Annotated in this window: 19 protein-coding genes, 1 other RNA gene and 1 other annotated feature; of the genes, 17 read left to right on the top strand and 3 right to left on the bottom strand. The window is 45.4% G+C overall.

What is annotated here, in order from left to right:
* Nucleotides 1–61 precede the first annotated feature (61 nt).
* Together LCM10_RS14885 and LCM10_RS14880 are read left to right on the top strand one after the other, a co-directional pair.
* On the top strand, nt 62–1,357 hold the full coding sequence (locus LCM10_RS14885; protein WP_224877086.1) for an ArsB/NhaD family transporter: 1,296 nt from the start codon (nt 62–64) through the stop codon (nt 1,355–1,357).
* 73 nt (nt 1,358–1,430) lie between these two features.
* On the top strand, nt 1,431–2,075 hold the full coding sequence (locus LCM10_RS14880; protein WP_224877085.1) for a DUF421 domain-containing protein: 645 nt from the start codon (nt 1,431–1,433) through the stop codon (nt 2,073–2,075).
* Between the two features lie 248 nt (nt 2,076–2,323).
* On the opposite strand, the gene spoVB is transcribed toward LCM10_RS14880, so the two are convergent.
* A complete protein-coding gene (spoVB, locus tag LCM10_RS14875) occupies nt 2,324–3,871 on the bottom strand; it encodes a stage V sporulation protein B (protein ID WP_224877084.1) in 1,548 nt (515 codons plus the stop codon).
* 131 nt (nt 3,872–4,002) lie between these two features.
* Here spoVB and LCM10_RS14870 point away from each other — a divergent pair, with 131 nt between their 5' ends.
* The 8 genes from LCM10_RS14870 (at nt 4,003) to dtd (ending at nt 14,188) form a co-directional block, all read left to right on the top strand.
* On the top strand, nt 4,003–4,323 hold the full coding sequence (locus tag LCM10_RS14870) for a post-transcriptional regulator (protein ID WP_224877083.1): 321 nt from the start codon (nt 4,003–4,005) through the stop codon (nt 4,321–4,323).
* A 117-nt stretch (nt 4,324–4,440) separates the two neighbouring features.
* Entirely contained in the window at nt 4,441–6,708 is a 2,268-nt protein-coding gene (gene secDF / locus LCM10_RS14865; RefSeq protein WP_224877082.1) for a protein translocase subunit SecDF, read from the top strand.
* Nucleotides 6,709–6,834: 126 nt separating this feature from the next.
* The gene (locus LCM10_RS14860) at nt 6,835–7,761 is read left to right on the top strand and encodes a cation diffusion facilitator family transporter (RefSeq protein ID WP_224877081.1); all 927 of its coding nucleotides are present in this window, start codon (nt 6,835–6,837) and stop codon (nt 7,759–7,761) included.
* An 11-nt stretch (nt 7,762–7,772) separates the two neighbouring features.
* A complete protein-coding gene (locus LCM10_RS14855) occupies nt 7,773–8,108 on the top strand; it encodes a lipopolysaccharide assembly LapA domain-containing protein (RefSeq protein WP_224877080.1) in 336 nt (111 codons plus the stop codon).
* Between the two features lie 155 nt (nt 8,109–8,263).
* Nucleotides 8,264–10,630 (top strand): single-stranded-DNA-specific exonuclease RecJ, encoded by a 2,367-nt coding sequence (recJ, locus tag LCM10_RS14850; protein WP_224877079.1) that lies wholly within the window; start codon nt 8,264–8,266, stop codon nt 10,628–10,630.
* A complete protein-coding gene (locus tag LCM10_RS14845; protein ID WP_224877078.1) occupies nt 10,621–11,133 on the top strand; it encodes an adenine phosphoribosyltransferase in 513 nt (170 codons plus the stop codon). The genes recJ and LCM10_RS14845 overlap by 10 nt, the downstream gene beginning before the upstream one ends.
* A gap of 412 nt (nt 11,134–11,545) precedes the next feature.
* Complete coding sequence (locus LCM10_RS14840; protein ID WP_224877077.1) at nt 11,546–13,735, top strand: RelA/SpoT family protein; 2,190 nt, start codon at nt 11,546–11,548, stop codon at nt 13,733–13,735.
* A 12-nt stretch (nt 13,736–13,747) separates the two neighbouring features.
* Nucleotides 13,748–14,188: a D-aminoacyl-tRNA deacylase gene (dtd, locus tag LCM10_RS14835; RefSeq protein WP_224877076.1), complete on the top strand. Its 441-nt coding sequence runs from the start codon at nt 13,748–13,750 to the stop codon at nt 14,186–14,188.
* 173 nt (nt 14,189–14,361) lie between these two features.
* On the opposite strand, the gene LCM10_RS14830 is transcribed toward dtd, so the two are convergent.
* A complete protein-coding gene (locus tag LCM10_RS14830; protein ID WP_224877075.1) occupies nt 14,362–16,170 on the bottom strand; it encodes an SH3 domain-containing protein in 1,809 nt (602 codons plus the stop codon).
* Between the two features lie 133 nt (nt 16,171–16,303).
* Here LCM10_RS14830 and LCM10_RS14825 point away from each other — a divergent pair, with 133 nt between their 5' ends.
* The 5 genes from LCM10_RS14825 to LCM10_RS14805 all read left to right on the top strand — a co-directional run bounded on the left by LCM10_RS14825 (nt 16,304) and on the right by LCM10_RS14805 (nt 21,321).
* Nucleotides 16,304–16,480 (top strand): RNA polymerase subunit sigma-70, encoded by a 177-nt coding sequence (locus LCM10_RS14825; RefSeq protein ID WP_224877074.1) that lies wholly within the window; start codon nt 16,304–16,306, stop codon nt 16,478–16,480.
* Nucleotides 16,481–16,551: 71 nt separating this feature from the next.
* Nucleotides 16,552–16,782, top strand: a binding site (T-box leader).
* Nucleotides 16,783–16,849: 67 nt separating this feature from the next.
* Complete coding sequence (gene hisS / locus LCM10_RS14820) at nt 16,850–18,127, top strand: histidine--tRNA ligase (protein ID WP_224877073.1); 1,278 nt, start codon at nt 16,850–16,852, stop codon at nt 18,125–18,127.
* Nucleotides 18,128–18,155: 28 nt separating this feature from the next.
* Nucleotides 18,156–19,925, top strand: a complete 1,770-nt coding sequence (gene aspS, locus LCM10_RS14815; RefSeq protein WP_224877072.1) for an aspartate--tRNA ligase — start codon at nt 18,156–18,158, stop codon at nt 19,923–19,925.
* Between the two features lie 68 nt (nt 19,926–19,993).
* A non-coding RNA gene (gene ssrS, locus LCM10_RS14810) (6S RNA) lies at nt 19,994–20,181 on the top strand.
* Nucleotides 20,182–20,556: 375 nt separating this feature from the next.
* The gene (locus tag LCM10_RS14805) at nt 20,557–21,321 is read left to right on the top strand and encodes a ThiF family adenylyltransferase (RefSeq protein WP_224877071.1); all 765 of its coding nucleotides are present in this window, start codon (nt 20,557–20,559) and stop codon (nt 21,319–21,321) included.
* A gap of 35 nt (nt 21,322–21,356) precedes the next feature.
* Here the strand turns inward: LCM10_RS14805 and LCM10_RS14800 are convergent, their stop codons facing one another.
* The gene (locus LCM10_RS14800) at nt 21,357–21,797 is read right to left on the bottom strand and encodes a hypothetical protein (RefSeq protein WP_224877070.1); all 441 of its coding nucleotides are present in this window, start codon (nt 21,795–21,797) and stop codon (nt 21,357–21,359) included.
* A gap of 146 nt (nt 21,798–21,943) precedes the next feature.
* On the opposite strand from LCM10_RS14800, the gene LCM10_RS14795 reads away from it, so the two are divergent.
* A complete protein-coding gene (locus tag LCM10_RS14795; protein ID WP_224877069.1) occupies nt 21,944–22,720 on the top strand; it encodes a hypothetical protein in 777 nt (258 codons plus the stop codon).
* 3 nt (nt 22,721–22,723) lie between these two features.
* Nucleotides 22,724–23,101, top strand: coding sequence for a GntR family transcriptional regulator (locus LCM10_RS14790; RefSeq protein ID WP_224877068.1), 378 nt, complete (start codon nt 22,724–22,726; stop codon nt 23,099–23,101).
* Nucleotides 23,102–23,103 lie beyond the last annotated feature (2 nt).

The raw sequence follows: 23,103 nt of genomic DNA, 5'->3' as shown, positions 1-23,103 counted from the left end.
TTCTCGGCCAAGCTTCATAGACTTATTATGAAACTTGACTTCTGCTCAAAGGAGCTTGATTATGTCACCGACTTTTGTATTGATCATCTTCATTCTTGTCTATATTCTATTAATCACCGAAAAATGGAACCGCGTGCTCGCAGCCATGGCCGGTGGAGCAGCCATGCTCCTGATCGGGGCATTCCCGATTGAAAAGGCGCTGTTTACGTATATTGATTGGAAAACGATCGCATTATTATTTTCCATGATGATCATCGTCACCATGACCAGTAAGACGGGGTTCTTTGAATATATCGCAATCCGGCTTGCGCAGGCGGTAAAGGGGAATGGTCTTGCTTTGCTCATTCTCTTCTCACTGCTTGCAGCAGTGGGATCAGCGTTTCTTGCAAATGTGACGATTGCCATGCTTCTTGTGCCCATCCTTTTCAAACTGACGAAATTACTGGATCTTCCTCCCATCCCTTATTTGATCATGACGATCCTCGCATGCAATATCGGGGGGACTGCCACCTTGATTGGCGATCCACCGAACATGATGATCGGCCAGGCAGTAAAGCACTTTACATTTAATGCATTCATTGAAAATCTCCTTCCGGTTGTATCGATCGTGTATATTGTCACGTTATTGATTATGGGGGTCTTGTACAAGGATTCACTTCATGTGAAAGAGGACAGGAAACTTCTTCTCGAAGGTGTGGCTGCAAAGGATTACCTGGTGGGGGACAATGGGCTGTTTCAATCGATTTCCGTTCTGACATTGGTCCTTGCAGGATTCTCCCTGTATCCGATGTTCCATCTTGATGTCACGACTGTGGCGATTGCCGGGGCTGTGCTTCTGATGCTTCTGCTTGAAAAGAGATATCCGCCCGAGAGTATCCTTAAAGAAGTGGAGTGGGGCACATTGTTCTTCTTTATAGGACTATTCCTTCTCGTAGGGGGTATTGAGGAAGCGGGATTCATTGATGAAATCGCCCGTGAGATCATCAGGGCGACGGATGGGGACATGCAGAAAACGTCTTTTGTCATCCTTTGGGGTACTGGGATCCTGTCCGCCGTGGTCGACAATATCCCTTTTGTAGCCGCCATGATTCCGGTCATCCAGGAATTCGGGGAATTCGGAATGGTCAATATGGACCCGGTGTGGTGGTCGCTTGCCCTTGGTGCTTGTCTAGGTGGGAACGGCACACTTCTGGGATCCTCATCCAACTTGGTCATTGCAGGGCTGGCATCGAAAGAGAGTGTACATATCAAGTTTTATCAATACCTGCTGATTGGCATCCCCATCACACTTATTTCACTGGCAGTTTCCACTGTATATGTTTATTTTAAATATCTTCGTCCGTTTTTGGGTGGATAAATATTCCTTCACATTTATTCCTTTCCTCCCGTTCATACTATGAGTGAAATGTTTTCTTTTAGGGGGGAGAGCTGTGGAGGAATACGGACTCATAATCTTACGTACGGTATTTCTATATTTAACGATCATTTTCATCTTCCGGATCATGGGGAAAAGAGAGATTGGGGAATTGAGTATATTGGATTTGGTCGTATTCATCATGATCGCCGAAATGGCGGTACTTGCGATCGAAGAGCCCACCGATCCGATCATACATACTATCCTTCCCATGAGCGTCATGGTGATCGTCCAATTCATCACAGCGTGGTTTTCGTTGCGTTCTAAGTCGTTCAGGGAATTTGTTGACGGGAAACCGACCGTGCTGATCCATAATGGGAAAATAGACGAGAAAGAGATGAAGAGGCAGCGGTATAATTATGATGATTTATTGCTTCAGCTGCGTGAGAAGGATGTATTCAATATTGCGGATGTGGAATTTGCCGTCCTTGAACCATCAGGGAGCCTATCCGTCCTGAAGAAAGAAAAAAAGTCTACTGGATCACTGACCCTTCCGCTGATCCTCGATGGTCAGGTGCAGTCGACTCATCTGGAAATGATGGGGAAGACCTCTTTCTGGCTGCGAAAAGAGCTGCGGCAAAGAGGATATAAAGAACTGTCGGAGATTTCATTCTGCAGTTTTCACAATGGTCAATTTTATATCGATACGATTGATAAATAATGCATGATAAGCTTGGTTAAATGAGGGACAGTCTGGGACAAAAGTGTTTTAGACAAAGTGAAACCCGAGCGAATTTGTCTGTTGGATGGCAAATTCGTTCGGGTTTTTAACGATCTGTATCACTATACGTTTGAATTTCACATCTGTCTAGCCGTTGTACGGAAACCATTAGCGGTATTAATTTATGATACTGATATTCTTCGTCTTTATTAGTAGAGTTCTTAGTTCTTTCCCAGCATCTTTCCCTATTATAGGATGTACCTCCGTATGAACGGGATCCGCTTCAAGTCATTTTTGATGATCAGTTTCAAGGCAAGGGAGAAGGCCGTATATACGATCGTCGTCGAAATCACTCCGAAGACGAGCCTGAGAGCAAGTGCCTCGCCGGTAAACAGCGTGATATAGGAATAATGTGCCCAGAATCCGGATACAGCTAGGACCAGGATGATTTTTAAGTAATCGCGGAGATAGATGGTCATCGGGATATATTTCAGGATCGTCATGAAGTGCAGGAGTGTAACAAGCATGAACCCGATCACGATGCCGAGTGCCGCTCCATTTATCCCAAATGCAGGCTGTGATGCCAAGACGAAGATCACCGCTGTTTTGACAACCGCCCCGATGAGACTATTGATCATCGCAGCCCTTGCGAGGTTCAAGGCTTGCAGCACGGCTTGAAGTGGGCCCTGGTAGTAATAAAACAGAAAGAACGGGGCCATGATCATCAGGAAGGTCGCTCCGCTTTCACTTCCATACATGATTTGCATCAGTGGCTTTGCGTATATATAGAGAATAACAACCGAGATGCCGCCAGTGATCAGACAAAAGCGCAGTGCTTGCTGAAGTCTGTGTTCAATCAATTTATAGTCTTTATTCGAATTCGCTTCACTTATCGCCGGCACGAGTGATTGAGATAGTGATAATGTGACGAATGAAGGAAGAAACAATAGGGGCAGGGCATACCCGGTAAGTGAACCGTACTGTTTTGTCGCCATCGAAGCCGCCACTCCGGAGATCGCAAGACTGTGTGCGACAACGATCGGCTCGAAGAACCAAGCGACCGAACCGATCATTCTGCTACCGGTCGTTGGAAGTGCGACACCCATCAATTCCTTGAATGTTTCACGCCCATCCTTGATGGACGTAAAGAAATTTTTTCTGATCCTGAATTTCTTCCGTAACTTAAAGCTTGCGAACAGATAAAGTAGGGAAGCCAATTCACCCAAGACGGAAGCCGCCATGGCTGCAGCAGCTGCGTATTCGATCCCGTAAGGAAGGAAAGTCTTCGTCAATACGGCAATCAGGGTGATGCGTACGACCTGCTCGATGACTTGTGAAATAGCGGATGGTTTCATATTCTGCCGTCCCTGGAAGTAACCCCGGATGACAGATGAAATGGCAACGATCGGGATGATCGGTGCTATGGCAACAAGGGGATAGTAAATGCGTTCATCCGTGAACAGGGTCTCCGTTAAATAAGGAGCGAGCAAAATGAGTGCGGGGGTGAAAATCACAGAGAGGAGCAGTGTCGTGGACAAGGAAACGACCAGAATCTTTTTAACCTTACGTGTGTCCCCTTTTGCTTCTGCCTCCGCTACATTTTTCGAGATGGCTACAGGGAGTCCGAGCTGTGTGATCGTGATCACGAGGATCAAGGTGGGGAATGCCATCATGAACAGGCCGACACCTTCTTCACCGATGAACCTGGCGACGACGATTCGGTTGACAAATCCCAATATCCTTGTAATAAAGGCTGCAACCATCAGGATGATTGTCCCTTTAAGAAACTTTGACATAAAATTCCCTGCCTTCTCAAAATTGGTATAATCGTATACAATAATGTATATGCAGGCATGTGGACAAAGCATGACAAGTTGTACATAATTCTGGCTAATTGTGATAAGTTAGCCCCAGGCGGTGACAGGGAATGAAAACGAATCAACATCCTTATGATCGTTTTTATGATTCATTAGAACCAGCACTACTTAGCAAGGTGGACGAATTTGAACTGTTGGGATATGGTAAGGCGAATGTAGAGAGGCTCTGGGCGTATCTGACGAAAAAGAAGTGGAAGAAGCCTGAGGTGGACGTGAAGCTATATGAGCTGGTGAGTGATGTAATGACAGTGAAACCGGGAGATTATATGAGCTTTGAAACTGTGGAAGCATACCGTTCGCCAAATTGGTTCGAAGAGATCAATGAAGATGAATTGAATGCACTCCTGCACCCCGGAAGAAAAGGGGAATAGTCTGAAATTTAATTGACACCCTTATCAATGTAATAGATAATGAGTATGGATTTATAGAGAGTATCGAAATAAACATTTTTAACATGTGGTGAAAATGGCAAGGAGGATTTATACATAATGGTAAAGCGCGGCAGAATAATCGCCTTCTTTTTACTTGTATTGGTTCTTGCAGGTACAATTGGAGGAACAGCAAAGAACATCCTGGATAACATTAAATTAGGGTTAGATCTACAAGGTGGTTTCGAAGTCCTTTATGAAGTTCAGCCACTGAAAGAGGATGGGAAACCGGTAACGAAAGAAACGGTCTCCAATACGGCAGACGCACTGGACAAAAGGATCAACGTCCTGGGTGTCAGTGAACCGAACATCCAGATTGAAGACGGAAACCGCATCCGTGTCCAATTAGCAGGCGTTGAGGACCAGAATCAAGCGCGGGAGATCCTGTCGACACAGGCAAATCTGACCTTCCGTGATGTAAATGACAAGGTTCGCCTTGACGGTTCCGATCTCGTATCGGGAGCGGCGAAACAAACCTTCAATGAACAGAATAACCCGATCGTCTCCTTGAAATTGAAGGACCGTGAGAAATTCTATCAATTAACGAAAGACATCCTTGCCATGGCGCCAGAGAATCAGCTTGTCATCTGGCTCGACTATGAAGAGGGAAAAGATTCTTATAAGGAAGAGGCAGGTAAGCAGGATCCGAAATTCTTATCCGCTCCTGCGGTAAGCAAGCCAATCAACTCGGATGAAGTCATCATCGAAGGTAACTTCACAGTCGAGGAAGCGCAGAATCTGGCATCGCTGTTGAATGCCGGTGCACTGCCTGTCAAACTTGATGAAATTTATTCGACTTCCGTCGGTGCACAGTTCGGCCAGCAGGCCCTTGATAAGACTGTCCTTGCGGGGATCATCGGGATTGCAATCATCTTCTTATTCATGATTGCGTATTACCGCTTCCCTGGATTGATTGCCACTATTACCTTGTCTGTTTATATCTATCTCGTTCTGCTTATTTTCGATTTAATGAACGGGGTATTGACACTGCCTGGTATCGCCGCTGTCATTCTCGGTGTCGGGATGGCTGTCGATGCCAATATCATAACGTACGAACGAATAAAAGAAGAAATGAGAGTCGGAAAACCGATTCGATCCGCTTTCCAGGCAGGGAATAAATCGTCCTTCCTGACAATCCTGGATGCGAATGTCACCACCATTTTAGCAGCCACTGTCCTGTTTGTGTACGGGACAAGCTCTGTAAAAGGATTCGCCACGATGCTGATTGTCAGTATCCTGACAAGCTTCATCACAGCTGTATGGGGATCACGTTTACTATTGTCCCTATGGGTACACAGTAAATTCTTTAATAAAAAACCGGGCTGGTTCGGTGTGAAAAAGAGCGAGATCAAGGATCTTGCCGAAAATTATGATACGCTTGACCTGCCGACTAGATTCGATCGCTTTGATTTTGCGAAGCAGCGCAAGAAATTCTTCGCCATCTCAGGCATTTTGATTTCAGCAGGGATCCTGGTACTGCTTATCTTCAGGCTGAATCTCGGCATTGACTTCGTCAGTGGTTCAAGAATGCAGATCCTTGCGGATGAAAGCCTGACGACCGAAGAAGTGAAAAGTGAACTGGAAGAAGTGAAATTACCTTCAGATGATATCGTCATTTCTGGTGATAAAGAGAATATAGCAGTTGTTCGTTACACGGAAGACCTCGATAAAGGGGATATTGCTAATTTGAAGGATCACTTCAATAAACTTTATGGGGCTGAGCCGAGTATCAGTACGGTTTCGCCGGTGATCGGTAAAGAGCTTGCGAAGAATGCGATGATTGCTGTTGCCATCGCATCAATTGGGATCATTATTTATGTTACTTTACGATTTGAGTGGAGAATGGCGCTTGCTGCGATTGCTGCACTCCTGCACGATGCATTCTTTATCATTGCCTTCTTCAGCTTAACGAGGCTGGAAGTTGACATCACCTTCATCGCGGCCGTGTTGACGATTGTCGGGTACTCGATCAATGATACGATCGTAACGTTTGACCGGATAAGGGAAAATCTTCATAAGAAACGCCGTCTGAAAACGGAAGAGGATATTGAGGATGTTGTCAATCAGAGTCTTCGTCAGACGATGGGACGTTCTGTTAACACTGTATTGACGGTTGTCATTGCAGCCGTTGCCCTATTGGTTTTCGGAAGTGAATCAATCTTGAATTTCTCGATTGCGTTATTGGTCGGGTTGATTGCAGGTACTTACTCTTCAATCTTTATCGCATCCCAGCTCTGGCTGGTCATGAAGAAAAAAGAACTGAAGAAAAAGGGTACAATCAAAACGGTGAAAGAGAAAAAGAAATGGTCAGACGAGCCTCAAGTTTAATAGGATGTAGAATGGTCCAGGGTTCCCCTGGACCATTTTTTCTTTTAAGGGGGAATCGCCGATTTTTCGTCGCGTTTTTTTACAGTGTTGGGTACAATAGTAAAAGCACGAGAAGGAGGCGTTTTGATGAATCCTGAGGATCGTTTTAAAAAAGCTGAATTTGCCGCCATGATCGGGGTAGTGGGAAATATTCTTCTCGCACTCGTCAAGTGGGGAGCGGGGGCTGCAGGTAATAGCCGGGCGCTCATCGCCGATGCCGTGCATTCCGCCTCGGATGTAGCCGGGTCACTTGCTGTCTTCATCGGGTTGCGCGCAGCGAAGCAGCCACCTGATCAAGACCACCCATACGGTCACGGAAAAGCAGAATCGATTGCAGCCATCATCGTAGCTGTTTTATTATTTTTAGTAGGAATCGAGATTGGCAAATCATCCATAGAATCATTCTTCCATCCGCTCTCACCACCTGGAATGATTGCGATCTATGCGGTGATCTTTTCCATTATTGTGAAGGAAGCCATGTTTCAATATAAATATCGATTGGGTAAGAAATTAAAGAGTGATGCATTGATTGTGAATGCGTACGAACATCGATCCGATGTATTTTCTTCGATTGCCGCCTTAATCGGGATTTCGGCATCGATCATTGGCGGGAAATTGGAGATTGGCTGGCTCGTGTACGCAGATCCGGTAGCGGGGCTTTTTGTCGCATTGCTTGTTTTGAAGATGGCATGGCACCTTGGGAAGGAGTCCATACATAATACGTTGGATCATGTCCTTCACGAAGAGGATATCCTCCCCCTGAGGAAGATCGTGGAGTCCGTGCCGGACGTGAAAGAAATCAATGAATTGCATGCAAGGGAGCATGGTCATTACGTGATCATCGATCTGAAGATCAGCGTCGATCCCTTTATGACGGTGGAAGACGGCCATCGTGTCGGCAAAAGGGTAAAAGAGAAGCTGATGGAAGAATCAAATGTAAATGACGTATTTGTTCACATCAACCCATATAATCCTATGGAAGGGGATTCCGGGGATTCGGTTGATTTAATGTAGGAGGGGATAGTATGAAGTTTCAATGGACGTTGTTGTTGGGGATCTTCTTTGCCTTGGTCGTTGCGATCTTTGCGGTGATCAATGTGGATCCTGTAACGGTGAATTATTTATTCGGGGAAGCCGAGTGGCCGCTTATCCTGGTAATCCTGGGATCTGTATTGATGGGCGGGATCATCATTGGCTCGGTCGGGCTATTCCGGTTGTATGTCGTACAAAGGAAGGTCAGGTCGCTTGAAAAGGAAAACCTGCTCTTGAAGGAGCAGATTGACAAGGTGCAACATGATAAGAAGCAGGAAGCTCCTTTGAAAAAACGGGCCCCCGATTCCATCGGCGAGACAGGTGAGTAGGTAACCAGTGGCGAATGCCGCTGGTTTTTTTATGGAGGTTTACATATGGATACATGCGGTTGGCTCAGGTAAAGTGATCAGGACGCTCGGGTCAATGCAAAGATTGAAACAACCCCCTCAATTTTGTATAATGAATAAGTCTGAGGAGTGAACGTATGCTAAATTCTAAAACACGCTGGAAGATTGCAGAACCTGACCAGCAGAAGATCGAAAAACTTGAAAAAGAATTGAAAATACCATCGCTTGTTGCGAAATTATTATTTAACCGGGACTTGGAAGATTTAGAAGAAGCTCGGGATTTTTTATTTGACGAAGGTCATTCGTTTCACGATCCATATTTATTCAACGATATGCAGAGAGCGGTCGACCGGATTCGTATCGGGATAACCGAAGGGGAGAAAATTCTCGTTTTCGGTGATTACGACGCAGATGGGGTTAGTAGTACGTCTGTCATGATGACGGTTCTCCGTGATCTGGGGGCAATAGTGGAGTTTTATATACCGAACCGCTTCACAGAGGGGTATGGCCCCAATGAAGCTGCTTTCCGCTGGGCAAAGGATGAAGGTTTTTCTCTGATCATCACGGTGGATACAGGGATTTCAGCGGTGAATGAAGCACAAATCGCCAAGGAATTGGGCATTGATTTGATCATCACTGATCACCATGAGCCTGGACCAGCTTTGCCTGAGGCACATTCCATCATTCATCCTAAAATCGAAGGTTCAACGTATCCTTTTGAAGAGCTCGCTGGAGTCGGGGTCGCATTTAAGTTAGCACATGCACTTTATGGTGAACTCCCTGTCCATCTCCTTGACCTTGCTGCCATCGGGACCATTGCCGATCTCGTTCCATTGCGCGGAGAAAATCGGCTTCTGGCAAAGCGTGGAATTGCGAGGCTGAGAGTGACGGAAAGAAAAGGAATCAAGGCTTTATGCAAGGTAGCGAATTCTGAGCAGCAAGACATGACGGAAGAGACAATCGGCTTTATGATCGCACCGCGGATCAATGCAGTTGGACGTCTTGGCGATGCCGATCCCGCTGTTGATCTGATGTTGACGGAAGATACAGATGAAGCCAGGGCACTGGCTCAAGAGATCGATGCGCTGAACAAGGAAAGGCAGTCCATCGTCAATACAATGACACAGGAAGCGATTGAAATGGTCGAGAAGGATTTTCCTTTAGACGAAAATGCCGTTCTGGTGATCGGAAAAGAAGGCTGGAATTCAGGTGTCGTCGGGATTGTCGCTTCCAGACTGGTTGATAAATTTTATCGTCCGACGATCGTGCTGAGCTATGATTCAGAAAAGGGCAAGGCGAAAGGCTCTGCAAGAAGCATTGAGGGGTTTGATTTATTTAAGAGTCTATCAAAATGCAGGGATATTCTGCCCCATTTCGGCGGACACCCTATGGCGGCGGGTATGACGCTCGAACTGGACCATGTAGGTCAGCTTCGTGAAAGGTTGAACGAAATCGCACATGATGAATTGACGGAAGAAGATTTCATCCCCGTCACGATGTTGGATGCAGCGGTTAGCCTTGAAGAGGTGTCAATCGAGTCAATTGAGAAGCTTGAACTCTTGGCACCGTTCGGCATGCATAACCCTAAACCGAAGTGGATGATCAAGGATGTTTCCATCGATCATTATAAGAAGATCGGATCTAATCAGAATCATTTGAAAGTCGTACTTGGTTGCGATGGGAATAAATTGGATGGAGTCGGTTTCGGCTTGGGTGAGATTGCCGATCATATCACACCTTTCTCTGATGCATCGATCATCGGAGAATTATCAATCAATGAATGGAATAATCGCAAGAAACCGCAAATCTTCCTTCATGATATTCGGATTGACGATTGGCAACTCTTCGATGTGCGGGGTATCAAGCAAATTGACAAATGGGAAAAGCAGGTTCCCGATCAGAATAAAGTGATCGTTTGTTTTCATCCTTCTACACTGGATAAGTTGGAACTTAAAGATCGTGACGATATCCACTTGATCCAGCACATGGATACCATTGAGGAGTTGACGATTGAAGGTGCGAGCATCGTTTTCCTTGATATGCCTGACTCGGTGGATACAGTGCAGGCCATCGTCGGCAAAGGGAAGCCTCACCGGATCTATGCCCACTTCTTCCAGGATGAAGACCATTTCTTCAGTACGATGCCAACGAGGGATCACTTTAAATGGTATTATGCGTTCTTATCAAAACGTGGTTCTTTTGACTTGAATAAGCATGGGGATGAACTGGCGAAATATAAGGGCTGGTCGAAAGAAACAATCGATTTTATGTCACAGGTGTTTTTTGAATTGAATTTTGTTACAATAGACAATGGATTTATTTCTCTTAATCCTGTCAAAACCAAGAAAGACTTGTCAGAGTCCAAGGCTTATCAGAAGAAGCAGCAGCAGTATGAGCTTGAGAACGAGCTGTTATATTCTTCTTACGGCGAATTGAAGGCTTGGTTTGATGATAGGATAAAAGAGTCCGAACCATTTGAGGAGGAAATAGAAGCATGGACTTAAAACAATATGTTACAATCGTCGAAAACTGGCCTAAAGAAGGAATTAAATTTAAAGACATCACAACATTGATGGACAATGGTGATGCTTATAAATATGCAACAGACCAAATCGTCGAATACGCAAAAGAAAAAGAGATCGATCTCGTAGTGGGACCCGAAGCACGTGGATTCATCATTGGATGCCCTGTTGCCTATGCATTGGGTGTAGGATTCGCCCCAGTGCGCAAGCCGGGGAAATTGCCTCGTGAAACGATCAAGAAAGAGTATGGCCTGGAATACGGAAAAGATGCTTTGACGATCCACAAGGATGCCATCAAACCTGGTCAACGTGTACTCATCACAGATGACCTACTTGCTACAGGCGGTACAATCGAAGCAACGATCAACCTCGTGGAAGAACTTGGGGGCATCGTGGCGGGAGCGGCATTCCTCATCGAACTGACCTACCTCGATGGCCGTGAAAAACTTGAAGGATACGACGTCCTTACACTAATGCAATACTAATCCAACACTCAACAACAAACACAACCAACCACAAGGGACTGACATGAAGAAATGTCAGCCCTTTTTTATATAAGTAGATTTATTTAATTAGCGTGATATTGTGAACTGTAGGTTATATAGTGCAAGGAACATTCCACGCTATGAGCATAGATATAAAAATGATTTTTAACCTTTCCAGCTGTTGACTGGAGTGGAAGACGTAGACTCCTGCTACCCGCGGAAAGCGAAGTCTTCCACGGAGATCAACAGCGGCGATTAAGTTGAAAGTTTATCGACTAATTTCGACAAACTTTGAGGAAATCTGAGAATTTTACCGTAAACACTTTACAGAACCTTAATTTTTTTTGATAATAGTAACAATCATTAAAATTGAACAAGCACTGAAAATTTCTATATAAAGGTGATTTTGATCATGTCCAAAGATCAAGTACTAACTCCTGAACAGGTTATTGATAGAACAAAAGAATATTTGAACGATGAACACGTGCAGATGGTACAGAAAGCCTACGATTTTGCCAAGGAAGCCCATAAGGAACAATACCGTAAATCCGGAGAGCCTTATATCATCCACCCCATCCAAGTCGCAGGGATCCTGGCCGACCTTGAGATGGACCCTTCCACGGTAGCGGCGGGCTTTCTTCATGATGTGGTCGAAGACACCGAAATCTCCCTTGCCGAAATCGAGGAGGCATTCAATGCTGAGGTCAGCATGCTCGTCGATGGGGTCACAAAGCTCGGAAAGATCAAATATAAATCCCAGGAAGAGCAGCAAGCAGAAAACCACCGTAAGATGTTCGTTGCGATGGCGCAGGATATCAGGGTCATCCTGATCAAGCTGGCAGACAGACTGCATAACATGAGGACCCTTAAACACCTGCCTCAGGAGAAACAGCGACGGATTGCAAATGAGACGCTTGAGATCTTCGCCCCGCTTGCACATCGGTTGGGGATCTCAAAGATCAAATGGGAACTTGAAGACACTTCTTTAAGGTATTTGAATCCGCAGCAATATTACCGGATCGTCAACTTGATGAAGAAGAAGCGTGCAGAACGTGAAGAGTATCTTGATGATGTTGTGAATGAAGTGAAGGATCGTCTTGGTGAAGTGGAAATCGACGCGGAAATTTCCGGGAGACCGAAGCATATTTACAGCATATATCGCAAGATGGCCCTTCAGAATAAGCAGTTCAATGAAATCTATGATCTCCTCGCCGTCCGCATCGTGGTAGATAGCATTAAAGATTGTTATGCAGTGCTTGGCATCATCCATACGTGTTGGAAGCCGATGCCTGGACGCTTCAAGGATTATATCGCCATGCCGAAGCCCAATATGTATCAATCTCTCCATACGACTGTCATAGGTCCAAAGGGAGATCCGCTTGAAGTGCAAATCAGGACACTTGATATGCATCAGATCGCTGAATACGGGGTAGCAGCACATTGGGCTTATAAAGAAGGAAAGACCTTGGATGATAAGGTATCCTTTGAAAAGAAACTCACGTGGTTCAGGGAAATCCTTGAGTTCCAGAATGAATCAGCCAATGCTGAAGAATTCATGGAATCACTGAAGATCGATTTATTTTCAGATATGGTATTTGTGTTCACCCCAAAAGGGGATGTGCTTGAATTACCTTCAGGTTCTGTGCCGATTGATTTCTCGTATCGCATCCATTCGGAAATCGGGAATAAAACGATCGGGGCAAAGGTGAACGGTAAGATGGTAACGCTCGATTATAAGCTTAAAACGGGCGACATCGTTGAAATTCTCACCTCTAAGCATTCCTATGGTCCGAGCCAGGACTGGCTGAAGTTGGCTCAGACCTCACAGGCGAAGAATAAAATCAAACAATTCTTCAAAAAGCAGAGACGGGAAGAGAATATTGAAAAGGGCCGCGAGCTGGTTGAAAAAGAAATTAAAAACCAGGATTTCGACCTGAAAGAAATTTTGACTGCTGAAAACATCAAACGTGTTTCCGAAAAGTTCAATTTCTCAAACGAAGATGATATGTATGCGGCAGTCGGCTACAATGGGATCACCGCTGCGCAAATCGCCAACCGTTTGACAGAGAAAGATAGGAAGAAGCGGGAACAGGAAGATAAGCTCGAAGAAACGATGAAGGAACTGAATGCCCAGCCCGTCAAACGGAAAAAGGATGCTGGCGTTCAAGTTAAGGGAATCGACAATCTCCTTATCCGTTTATCAAGATGCTGCAGTCCCGTACCCGGTGATGAAATCGTAGGATTCATCACAAAAGGCCGTGGTGTCTCGGTACACCGTGCAGACTGTACGAATGTGCAGACGGAAGAAGTGGAACAGCGTCTGATCGATGTTTCATGGGAGGGTGATGGACAGGATCGTAAAGAATATAATGTCGATATCGAAATATCTGGCTATGATCGCAGAGGCCTGTTGAATGAAGTGCTTCAGGCAGTGAATGAAACAAAGACGAACATCACTGCTGTAAGCGGGAAGTCTGACCGCAATAAAATGGCTACCATCAATATGTCCATCTCGATACAAAACATTTCTCACCTTCACAAAGTGGTCGAGAGGATCAAACAGATCTCTGATGTGTACGCCGTCCGGAGAATCATGAATTAAGGAGGGATCTTCATGAGAGTCGTCCTTCAGAGAAGCAAAGAAGCATCGGTGACCGTCGGTGGGGAAATAACGGGAAGGATTCAATCTGGGTTCGTCCTGCTCGTCGGCATCACCCATGAGGATACAGAAGAAGATGCCCGCTATCTTGCTGATAAGATTGTGAATGTAAGAGTCTTTGAAGACGAAGAAGGCAAGATGAATCATTCCCTGCTGGATGTAGAGGGGGAAATCCTTTCTGTTTCACAGTTCACACTATATGGTGACTGCCGAAAAGGGAGAAGGCCAAACTTCATGGATGCGGCAAAGCCTCAACAAGCCCGCCCTCTTTATGAATACTTCAATGAAGTATTGAAAGAAAAAGGTGTGAAAGTGGAAACGGGTGTATTCGGGGAAATGATGGATGTCGACTTGATCAATGATGGACCAGTGACATTGATCGTAGAAAGTAAATGACCCAAACCGGGACAAAGTAAAACCCGTCTTAATTTGCATGATAAGATGCAAATTAAGACGGGTTTTTAATTTCTTGCTGGACTGTAAGATAGTAGCTCTGTCTATCGGTTGTGAGCTGGACACGTTTCACATAAGCCACTCATCTCGCATGGGCCATCGTGAATATAGACTTGTTAGTCAGAGAAATACTCATTCAACCCTTGATAAACGGCTGAAGCGGCTAAGTCCTGATAATAATGCGAAGTCATATTCGCTTCTTCAGTAGCATTACTTAGGAACCCAAGCTCCAATAGAATCGCTGCCTGCTTATTCTCACGGATGACGTGATAATCCCCCATCCGTACTCCGCGGTCTCTGGTTGGAAGACGGCTTGCAAGACTTTGGTGCACGTCTTCCGCTAATTCCATTTGATAGCTTTTATTATAAAAGGTTGTATGACCCGATACACTGCCATCATGGATGCTATCAAAGTGGATTGAGATAAAGGCATCAGCATCGTAATAATGAGACAATGATACACGTGATGGCAGTGACACATAGTCATCGTTCTTCCTGGTAAGGACCACCTTTGCACCCGCGCTTTCCAGCTTATCAGCCAGAAGTTGTCCGGTCTTCAATGTAATAAGCTTTTCAAGTGTTCCTCTTGCGCCGGTCGTTCCGCTGTCTCGCCCACCATGTCCCGGGTCGATGACGATGACCTTATCGCCGATCCCCCCACTTGAGTTCCTTGAAGGGGAAGTTTCGGATCCGCTGCCGGAACGGATGGAAACGATCCACCCTGCCACAAACGCGGTCTGTCCATCCTCTAATCGAATTTGATACCAGTCACCCTCTTGTCCTGTGACAGGAAAGGTTTCGCCGCTTTGTGCCCTTTTCACGACGTTTGACTGTACATCTGCACCATTTCGTATGTTGGTGCCGTTATAGAGAATCGTCACCTTTTCTCCTGAAGTCTTGGAAGGGGGGGGATCGGTTTTCTTTTGTGCACTTCCAACCGTTTTCTGGGCATACCACCCTGCGATCCAACCTGAATCCCCGCCCGATAGCTTAATTTCGTACCAATTGTTCCGCTCTGTCAAAATCGTGTATGTTTCCCCTTTTTTCACTTTGCCAATGACCTTGCCATTCAGTGAATCCTCACTTCGGACATTTAAAGATTGCACGGTGATCATTGCCGTGAAGTTGGAAGAGGAAGGAACATCAGCTGTACCGCTTGAAACCTCCACATAATCATCCGAAATCCAAGCCTTTGTGTTCCCGAACTGGATTTCATACCACCCTGAAACACTTCCCGTTATCGATACTTTATTTCCTTTGTGCACCGCACCTGCAATCGGACTCCCTGAAGAAGGGGATTTTCTCACGTTCAAGGTGCCTGCCGTTATGACCCCTTGCTTCGCTTCCGCTTTCTTGTTGCTTTCAGTGGAAGGGAGGGGGGTCTGACTGGAAGAAGGATCGACGTAATCCTTATGAACCCAGCCGCTCATGCTCCCTGTATTAATAGAGAGCCAATTCCCTTTCACTTCTGTGATTGTCACCTTTTCCCCTTTTTTCAAAACGGAGACGATGGAATCGGATGTGCTAGGTCCTTTCCTTAATCGGAGCCCATCGGTGTTGACGGTGCCGCCCTCCACCGTTTCGGCTGACTCAGTGGATTCTGTGGTGACGAACCAATTTGCCACCCAGCCGTCACCTGAATCAGTTGAAATCTTGTACCAGTCCCCTTTGGAATCTACCACTCTGAATGATTGATTTCTATGTACTTGTGTCAAGACTGGAAAACTAAGGCCAGGTCCTTTTCGGACGTTCAAGCCATCAGTACTGATTGTCACTTTGCCCTGTTCTGCATAAGCATCGCCTGAGCCGGCGGGTAGGGTGGGGAAGATTAGTAATAATGCAAGGAAAATTGCTGAAAACCTTTTGATTGCTTTCACCGCCTTTTGGATGGTTTTACTTACTTCCTTATTATCGGAGGCTTTCATGAAACGTTTATTCTCCCGATAGAAATTGTCATTACCGTTAAATACGATAAAAAAATAAAAAATCCTTCAAAACGAAAGAAAATTGGGTAATTGGAAATGCTAATGAATATGAAGAGTGGAAAGGGTGGTGTGCATGAGAGCCAGTGATAAACATTTTATGAATAGCAATGGCGAAAATCAGCTGTTTGGAATTGATTTTCACCATTTTGTAGAGCGTGAGAAGGATGCTGTGAACGTCGAACTTGCCTCTGAATTCGGCCTATCGATCAGGGAAGTCAGGCTATTGAAAAAGAAAATGGAGAGATCATGATAAATTTTTCGCTCATCCCCTTGACATGAACTTGTGCCATCCGTATCATTATAGAAATAAAATAACATTTTTTAAAACCGATGATCGAGAATAGTAGCTAAGAGGACACTTGGATAAGAGAGGAATTGCCTAGGCTGAAAGCATTCCGCAACGTGACTTAGTGAATGAACACTCGGGAAGGCTTCGCTCTGAACGCTACGCAAGTAGGAGATGGACGTACCAGGCGTTAACTGGATGAGTGGAGGTCTCTTTTTGACCTCAATTAGGGTGGCACCACGGGAATAACAGCTCTCGTCCCTTGTTTTTTTAAAACAAGGGACGAGGGCTTTTTTTATTTACATAATGTGTTTTTTAAAGGAGGAATAGAACTTGTCCATTCAAATACCAAGAGGTACACAGGATATTCTACCTGGAGAGGTTGAAAAGTGGCAGTACGTAGAGGAAGTGGCTAAAAATCTATGCCATGCCTATCAGTATAAAGAAATCCGGACACCGATCTTTGAGTCAAGCGAGTTATTCACGAGAGGTGTCGGTGATACAACGGACATCGTCCAGAAGGAAATGTATATGTTTGAAGATAGGGGCGGAAGGAGCCTTGCCCTAAGACCCGAAGGCACAGCATCCGTTGTAAGATCCTTTGTCGGGAACAAGATGTTCGGAAATGCGAATCAGCCGGTAAAGCTGTATTATTCAGGGCCGATGTTCCGCTATGAGCGCCCTCAGGCAGGTCGATATAGACAATTTGTGCAATTCGGAGTCGAAGCGCTTGGAAGTGAAGATCCAGCGATTGATGCGGAAGTGCTTTCCCTGGCCATGAGCATTTACAAAGAATTAGGCTTGAAGCAGCTGAAGCTTGTCATCAACAGCCTTGGTGATACAGGAAGCCGAAATGCGCACAGAGAGGCACTCATCAATCACTTCAAACCAAGAATCGATGAATTCTGCGGCGATTGCCAAAACAGGTTGGAGAAGAACCCATTACGTATCCTGGATTGCAAAAAGGACCGAGATCACGAATTGATGGCGACTGCGCCGTCAATCCTTGATTATTTAAATGAAGAGTCAAAGGAATACTTTGAGAAAGTTCAGCGCTATCTGAAGGACATGGATGTGGAATTCGTGGTCGATCCGACGCTTGTGAGGGGCTTGGACTATTACAATCACACCGCCTTTGAAATCATGAGTGACGCTGAAGGATTCGGAGCAATCACAACGCTATGCGGAGGAGGCCGCTATAACGGTCTTGTAGAGGAAATAGGCGGACCTGAAACACCGGGGATCGGCTTTGCCTTCAGTATTGAGAGATTATTGTCCGCTCTGGAAGCAGAAGGAGTCAACCTCCCGATCGAAGAAGGGATCGACCTTTTCATCGTGTCGCTAGGTGATGAAGCGAAGGACTATGCAGTCAAGCTTCTGCACAATGCAAGAAAAGAGGGAATCTCTTCTGAAAAAGATTACCTGGACCGTAAGTTGAAAGCGCAATTCAAGGCAGCCGATCGACATCAAGCCAAATTTGTTGCCGTTATCGGGGACAATGAGTTGAAGGAAAACAAAATCAATGTCAAGGATATGGCAACTGGAGAACAAGAAGAAGTCAATCTTGACCGGTTCATCGAGGCAATCAAAGATAAATTATCGAAAGAATAGATTCAGGATGATCAAGGAGGAGAACACAATGACAAAACGAACAGCATACTGCGGTGAGATTACAGAGGCATACATCGGTCAAAAAGTGACCATCAAAGGATGGGTACAAAAGAGAAGAGACTTGGGCGGCTTGATCTTCATCGACCTCAGGGACAGGGAAGGAATCGTCCAGGCGGTCTTCAATCCGGATCACTCCGAAGAAGCGCTGTCGATCGCTGAAACGATCCGGAACGAATATGTGTTGAGTCTGACCGGAACCGTAGTGGAACGTGGGGAAGGGACAGTCAATAAAAATCTGAAGACTGGTAAAGTCGAGATCCAGGTTGATCAGGTTGAAATCATCAATGAAGCCAAAACACCTCCATTCATGATCGATGACCAAAACGAAGTGTCGGAAGATGTCCGCTTAAAGTACAGGTACATCGACCTTCGACGCCCAGCGATGGCAGACACATTCAGAATGCGTCATAATGTAACAACATCGTTCCGTTCATTCTTGAATGAAAATGGATTCCTTGATGTCGAAACGCCGATCCTGACGAAGAGTACACCAGAAGGCGCACGTGACTATCTTGTTCCAAGCCGTGTGCATCCAGGAGAATTCTATGCGCTCCCACAATCTCCACAGATCTTTAAGCAATTGCTGATGGTCTCAGGATTTGACCGTTACTATCAAATTGCACGCTGCTTCCGCGATGAGGACTTACGTGCAGACCGCCAGCCGGAGTTCACTCAGATCGATATGGAAATGAGCTTCATGGACAAGGAAGAAATCATGGCACTGGTTGAAGATATGATGAAAAAACTGATGATCGATGTAAAGGGATTAACGATCGAAACACCACTCCCGCGCATGACATATGACGAGGCCATGAGCCGCTATGGATCAGATAAGCCGGACACCCGCTTCGGGATGGAACTCATCGATGTGTCCGAAATCGTGAAGGAATCAGGATTCAAGGTATTTTCAAGTGCCGTAAGTTCAGGTGGGCAGGTGAAACTGATCAATGTGAAAGGTGCTGCTTCTACTTATTCACGTAAGGACATCGACGCATTGACAGAATTTGTTTCACGCTACGGAGCGAAGGGACTTGCGTGGTTGAAAGTGGAAGAAGAAGGGTTGAAGGGGCCGATCTCGAAGTTTGTCACGGAAGAAGATGCTTCCGGGATCTCGGCAGCCGCTGAAGCTGAAACAGGGGATCTCCTGTTATTCGTGGCAGACAAGAAGTCCGTTGTCGCAGACGCGCTGGGTGCTCTCCGCTTGAAACTTGGAAAAGAACTCAAGCTGATCGATGAAAGTAAATTTAACTTCCTATGGGTGACGGACTGGCCGCTCCTTGAATTCGATGAAGAAGAGAACCGCTACTATGCCGCTCATCATCCATTTACAATGCCTGTACGGGAAGATCTTGAGAAATTCGATACAAACCCTGCAGAAGTACGTGCAGAGGCGTATGACCTTGTGTTGAATGGATATGAGTTGGGCGGAGGATCGCTCCGTATCTATGAACGTGACATCCAAGAAAAGATGTTCAAGGTACTCGGCTTCTCTAAGGAAGAAGCAGAAGAGCAATTCGGTTTCCTCTTGGAGGCATTCGAATATGGGACACCACCTCATGGCGGAATCGCACTTGGACTGGACCGGGTGGTCATGCTCCTTGCCGGACGCACGAACTTGCGTGACACGATCGCGTTCCCGAAAACGGCAAGTGCAAGCTGTCAGTTGACAGAAGCGCCGGGCGGGGTAAGTGAAGCTCAACTGAATGAGTTATCCTTGTCGCTTGATGTAGAAGATTGAGTAAAAATTCCCAAGGGGTGCTCGTTGAAAAGTGAACATCCATATGGTATGATTTAATCAATAACAAACAAGTCCTGATGTGTACGACGTTTACCCTAATCGTTTTGACCGAACACTTATAACTTTGGGAGCTTGTCGTTTCCGTTACGCGTTCACGCCTCATCTAGAGGACTAACAACTAACAGAGCAAAGCACCCACCTGCCGAGAGCGGGTTCAAAACAATGGAATCGCAGCGACGGCACGATTGGGACTTGTTCTTTTCTCGACAAACCTTATATGAGTATACAAACCAGACTGATTTCAGTCTGGTTTTTTGTGTTCACTGCTTTGCTTATGTTTTTATCAAATCATTTTTGGGGATAACAGAACAATAAGAACAAAGCGCATTTTAGAGTAAGAAACAATTGTTTCGAAAGGGGAATAGCGGAAAGCAAAGCCTTGATTTTCAAATGCGGAAGGCTCAATTCTTGAAATCCCCCGACCCGACATGAATATATTTGCTTTGATGGCATCTTCTATGGAGAAGATGAAAACAAGATCAGAAAAGATTTCAAGTTGATTTTCTACCCGCTATCCTTTATTCTAATTCAGTATAAACCTAGTCGAATACTTATAATGGAGTTGATTCAATTGCTACACCAGTTTTCCAGAAATGAACTAGCGATCGGAAAGGAAGGCCTCGATACGTTGAAGAACAGTACGGTGGCCGTGCTTGGTATCGGAGGAGTCGGCTCCTTTGCTGCGGAGGCTCTCGCTCGATCAGGTGTAGGACGTCTTGTACTAGTGGACAAGGATGATGTCGATATCACGAATGTGAACAGACAGATCCATGCCCTCCTGTCTACAGTAGGACAGCCGAAAGCCGATTTGATGCGCGATCGCATTAAAGATATAAACCCGGAGTGTGAAGTGATCTCCCTCAAAATGTTCTATACAGAAGAAACATATGAAGAGTTCTTTAACTATGGATTGGATTATGTCATTGACGCATCCGATACAATTTCTTATAAAATCCATTTGATGAAGCAATGTATCGAACGGGGAATCCCTTTGATCTCCAGTATGGGTGCGGCAAATAAAACCGATCCTACCCGCTTTCAAATTGCCGATATCAGTAAAACTCACACGGATCCGATTGCGAAGGTCATCCGTACCCGCTTAAAGAAAGAAGGAATCAAAAAAGGCGTAACCGTCGTTTTCTCTGATGAAAGTCCAATCGTCATCCGTGAAGACGTCCGCAAAGAAGTTGGAAAAGATGATGCGAAGATCAGGAAAGCGCAGCTTCCGCCTTCTTCCAATGCATTTGTCCCTTCCGTCGCAGGTCTGATTGCAGCAAGCCACGTAATCAATCAGATGCTTTCCCATATTGAAGTCAAACGAGTGAAGGATAAGTAAGGAAGGCCCGTTTTACGGGCCTCTTTTTTATGGTTTCAATGCATCAACGGTGATGAAGGAGAGGAGTCTGAAAACTTTTCGGACTCCTTGATGATGGTGAGCAGCTGTTGAAGTTTCTTCTGTTGTTCCATCAGTTTTGTACACCTTTCCTTCAACTTCTTCTGTACCACTATGAGCTCTTCTTTTTCCTTCTTTAAGGAATTGTTTTCGGTAATGGTTCTTTTGATTTGAAATGGTTGGTTTTCCAGGTAGTGAATGCAATCCTCCATTGTGATGGGTCTTTCTTCAGAGGACGGCGACTTTTTTTTCCTAAGAGCATAATAATGGCGGGAACAGGTGGATGGAGAACGGCTTACTTGTGTGGAAACCGCTTCAAACGCCTCTTTCTTCGAATGACCCTCAGCTGAATAAGATTCTACAAGATCCATCAACAGCTTCTCTTCCGCTTGCGTCCATCCTCTTTTGACATGCGTCATAAGAGTCCTCCTCTCAGTCTTTTTTAATAGCTTGGCACATTTAAAGAAATAAATGAACCCATTTTATGTAAAAGTGATTGACGCTTCTTTGTGTCTTAGTGTACTATCTAACTAGAACACTAAAACACTTAAGGAGAGTAAAATTTATGAATGCTTTTAAAGGACTGCTGAAAAAAGACTTTAAAACCTCCAAGGTCTGGTTTTTTGGGTGGATTGGAATCATCCTGCTCATTTATGTTTTAGCGCTGATCGTTGCGGAGGTGACGGGTGAAGGGACGATCCCAGTTGTCTTCATTTTCATGCTCGGTGCCTGTCATGTAGCCGTGATACCGGTTATTGTCGTATCCATGCTCAGGCTGGAGGGCAAGACTCAGCTCTGGCTTCATAGCCCTCAGAGCGGGATGGTCCTGCTCTTCCCAAAAATCATTGTAGCCTTCCTATATTCCACCCTTTCCTTTGTACTCGTTGATGTTCTTGGGATGATCAGTTTATCTCGATTACCACAAGGGGCTTTCTTTTCGTATTGGCCGGTGAAAGAAGGGATCTTGTTCAATCTCGGGATTACGGTGGTTGCCCTTTACTTCACGGTGTGGACCATATTCTTATGGACTTTTTACCATGCATTGGCGAAGTTCCCTTCCATTAAACATATCCGTTGGCTGCTCGTAGCTGGCATCATCATTGCGTATCAAAGTATGACATCCCTCTTCATGAGCTTCAAATGGGCACAGGATCTATTTTCATCCTTTACAATCGACATTCCTGCCGGGATCTTATTCTCAGTCGGCCAGGGAAGTGCGGAGTTTGGATTTCAGTCGGAGATGATCCCGTTCCCGGTCCTTGCTTTCATTCTTGAGGGATTGCTCATGGCTGGCCTTTTTGTGGTGTCGTGCTGGTTATTAGACCGTAAAGTAGAGGTGTAAGGAATGACAGAAGAATATGCAGCATCAAAACCGATATACATTCAGATTGCAGATCGGATCATAAGGGAAATCGTCAGAAGGGAGCTGAACCTGGGAGAAAAGCTTCCCTCGGTAAGGGAGATGGCCATTCAATCGGGTGTGAATCCGAACACCATACAGAGGACCTACAGTGAGCTTGAAAGGAAGGGTATCGTGGAAACCAGGAGGGGGCAGGGGACATTTGTGACGGAAGATGAAGAAGTGCTCATTGTGCTTAATGAAAGAATGCAACAAGAAGTAGTCGGTCAGTTCGTCCGGAATATGAAGGAGCTTGGCTTATCAAAAACACAGATGATCGAGAGCCTCAGAAACTATAGAGAATCACAGGACGGGGAGGAATGAGA

The organism is Rossellomorea aquimaris (assembly GCF_020171925.1).
Lineage (GTDB): Bacteria > Bacillota > Bacilli > Bacillales > Bacillaceae_B > Rossellomorea > Rossellomorea aquimaris_F.
The sequence above is the reverse complement of the archived record's forward strand: the minus strand, read 5'-3'. Positions and strand labels throughout refer to the sequence as shown.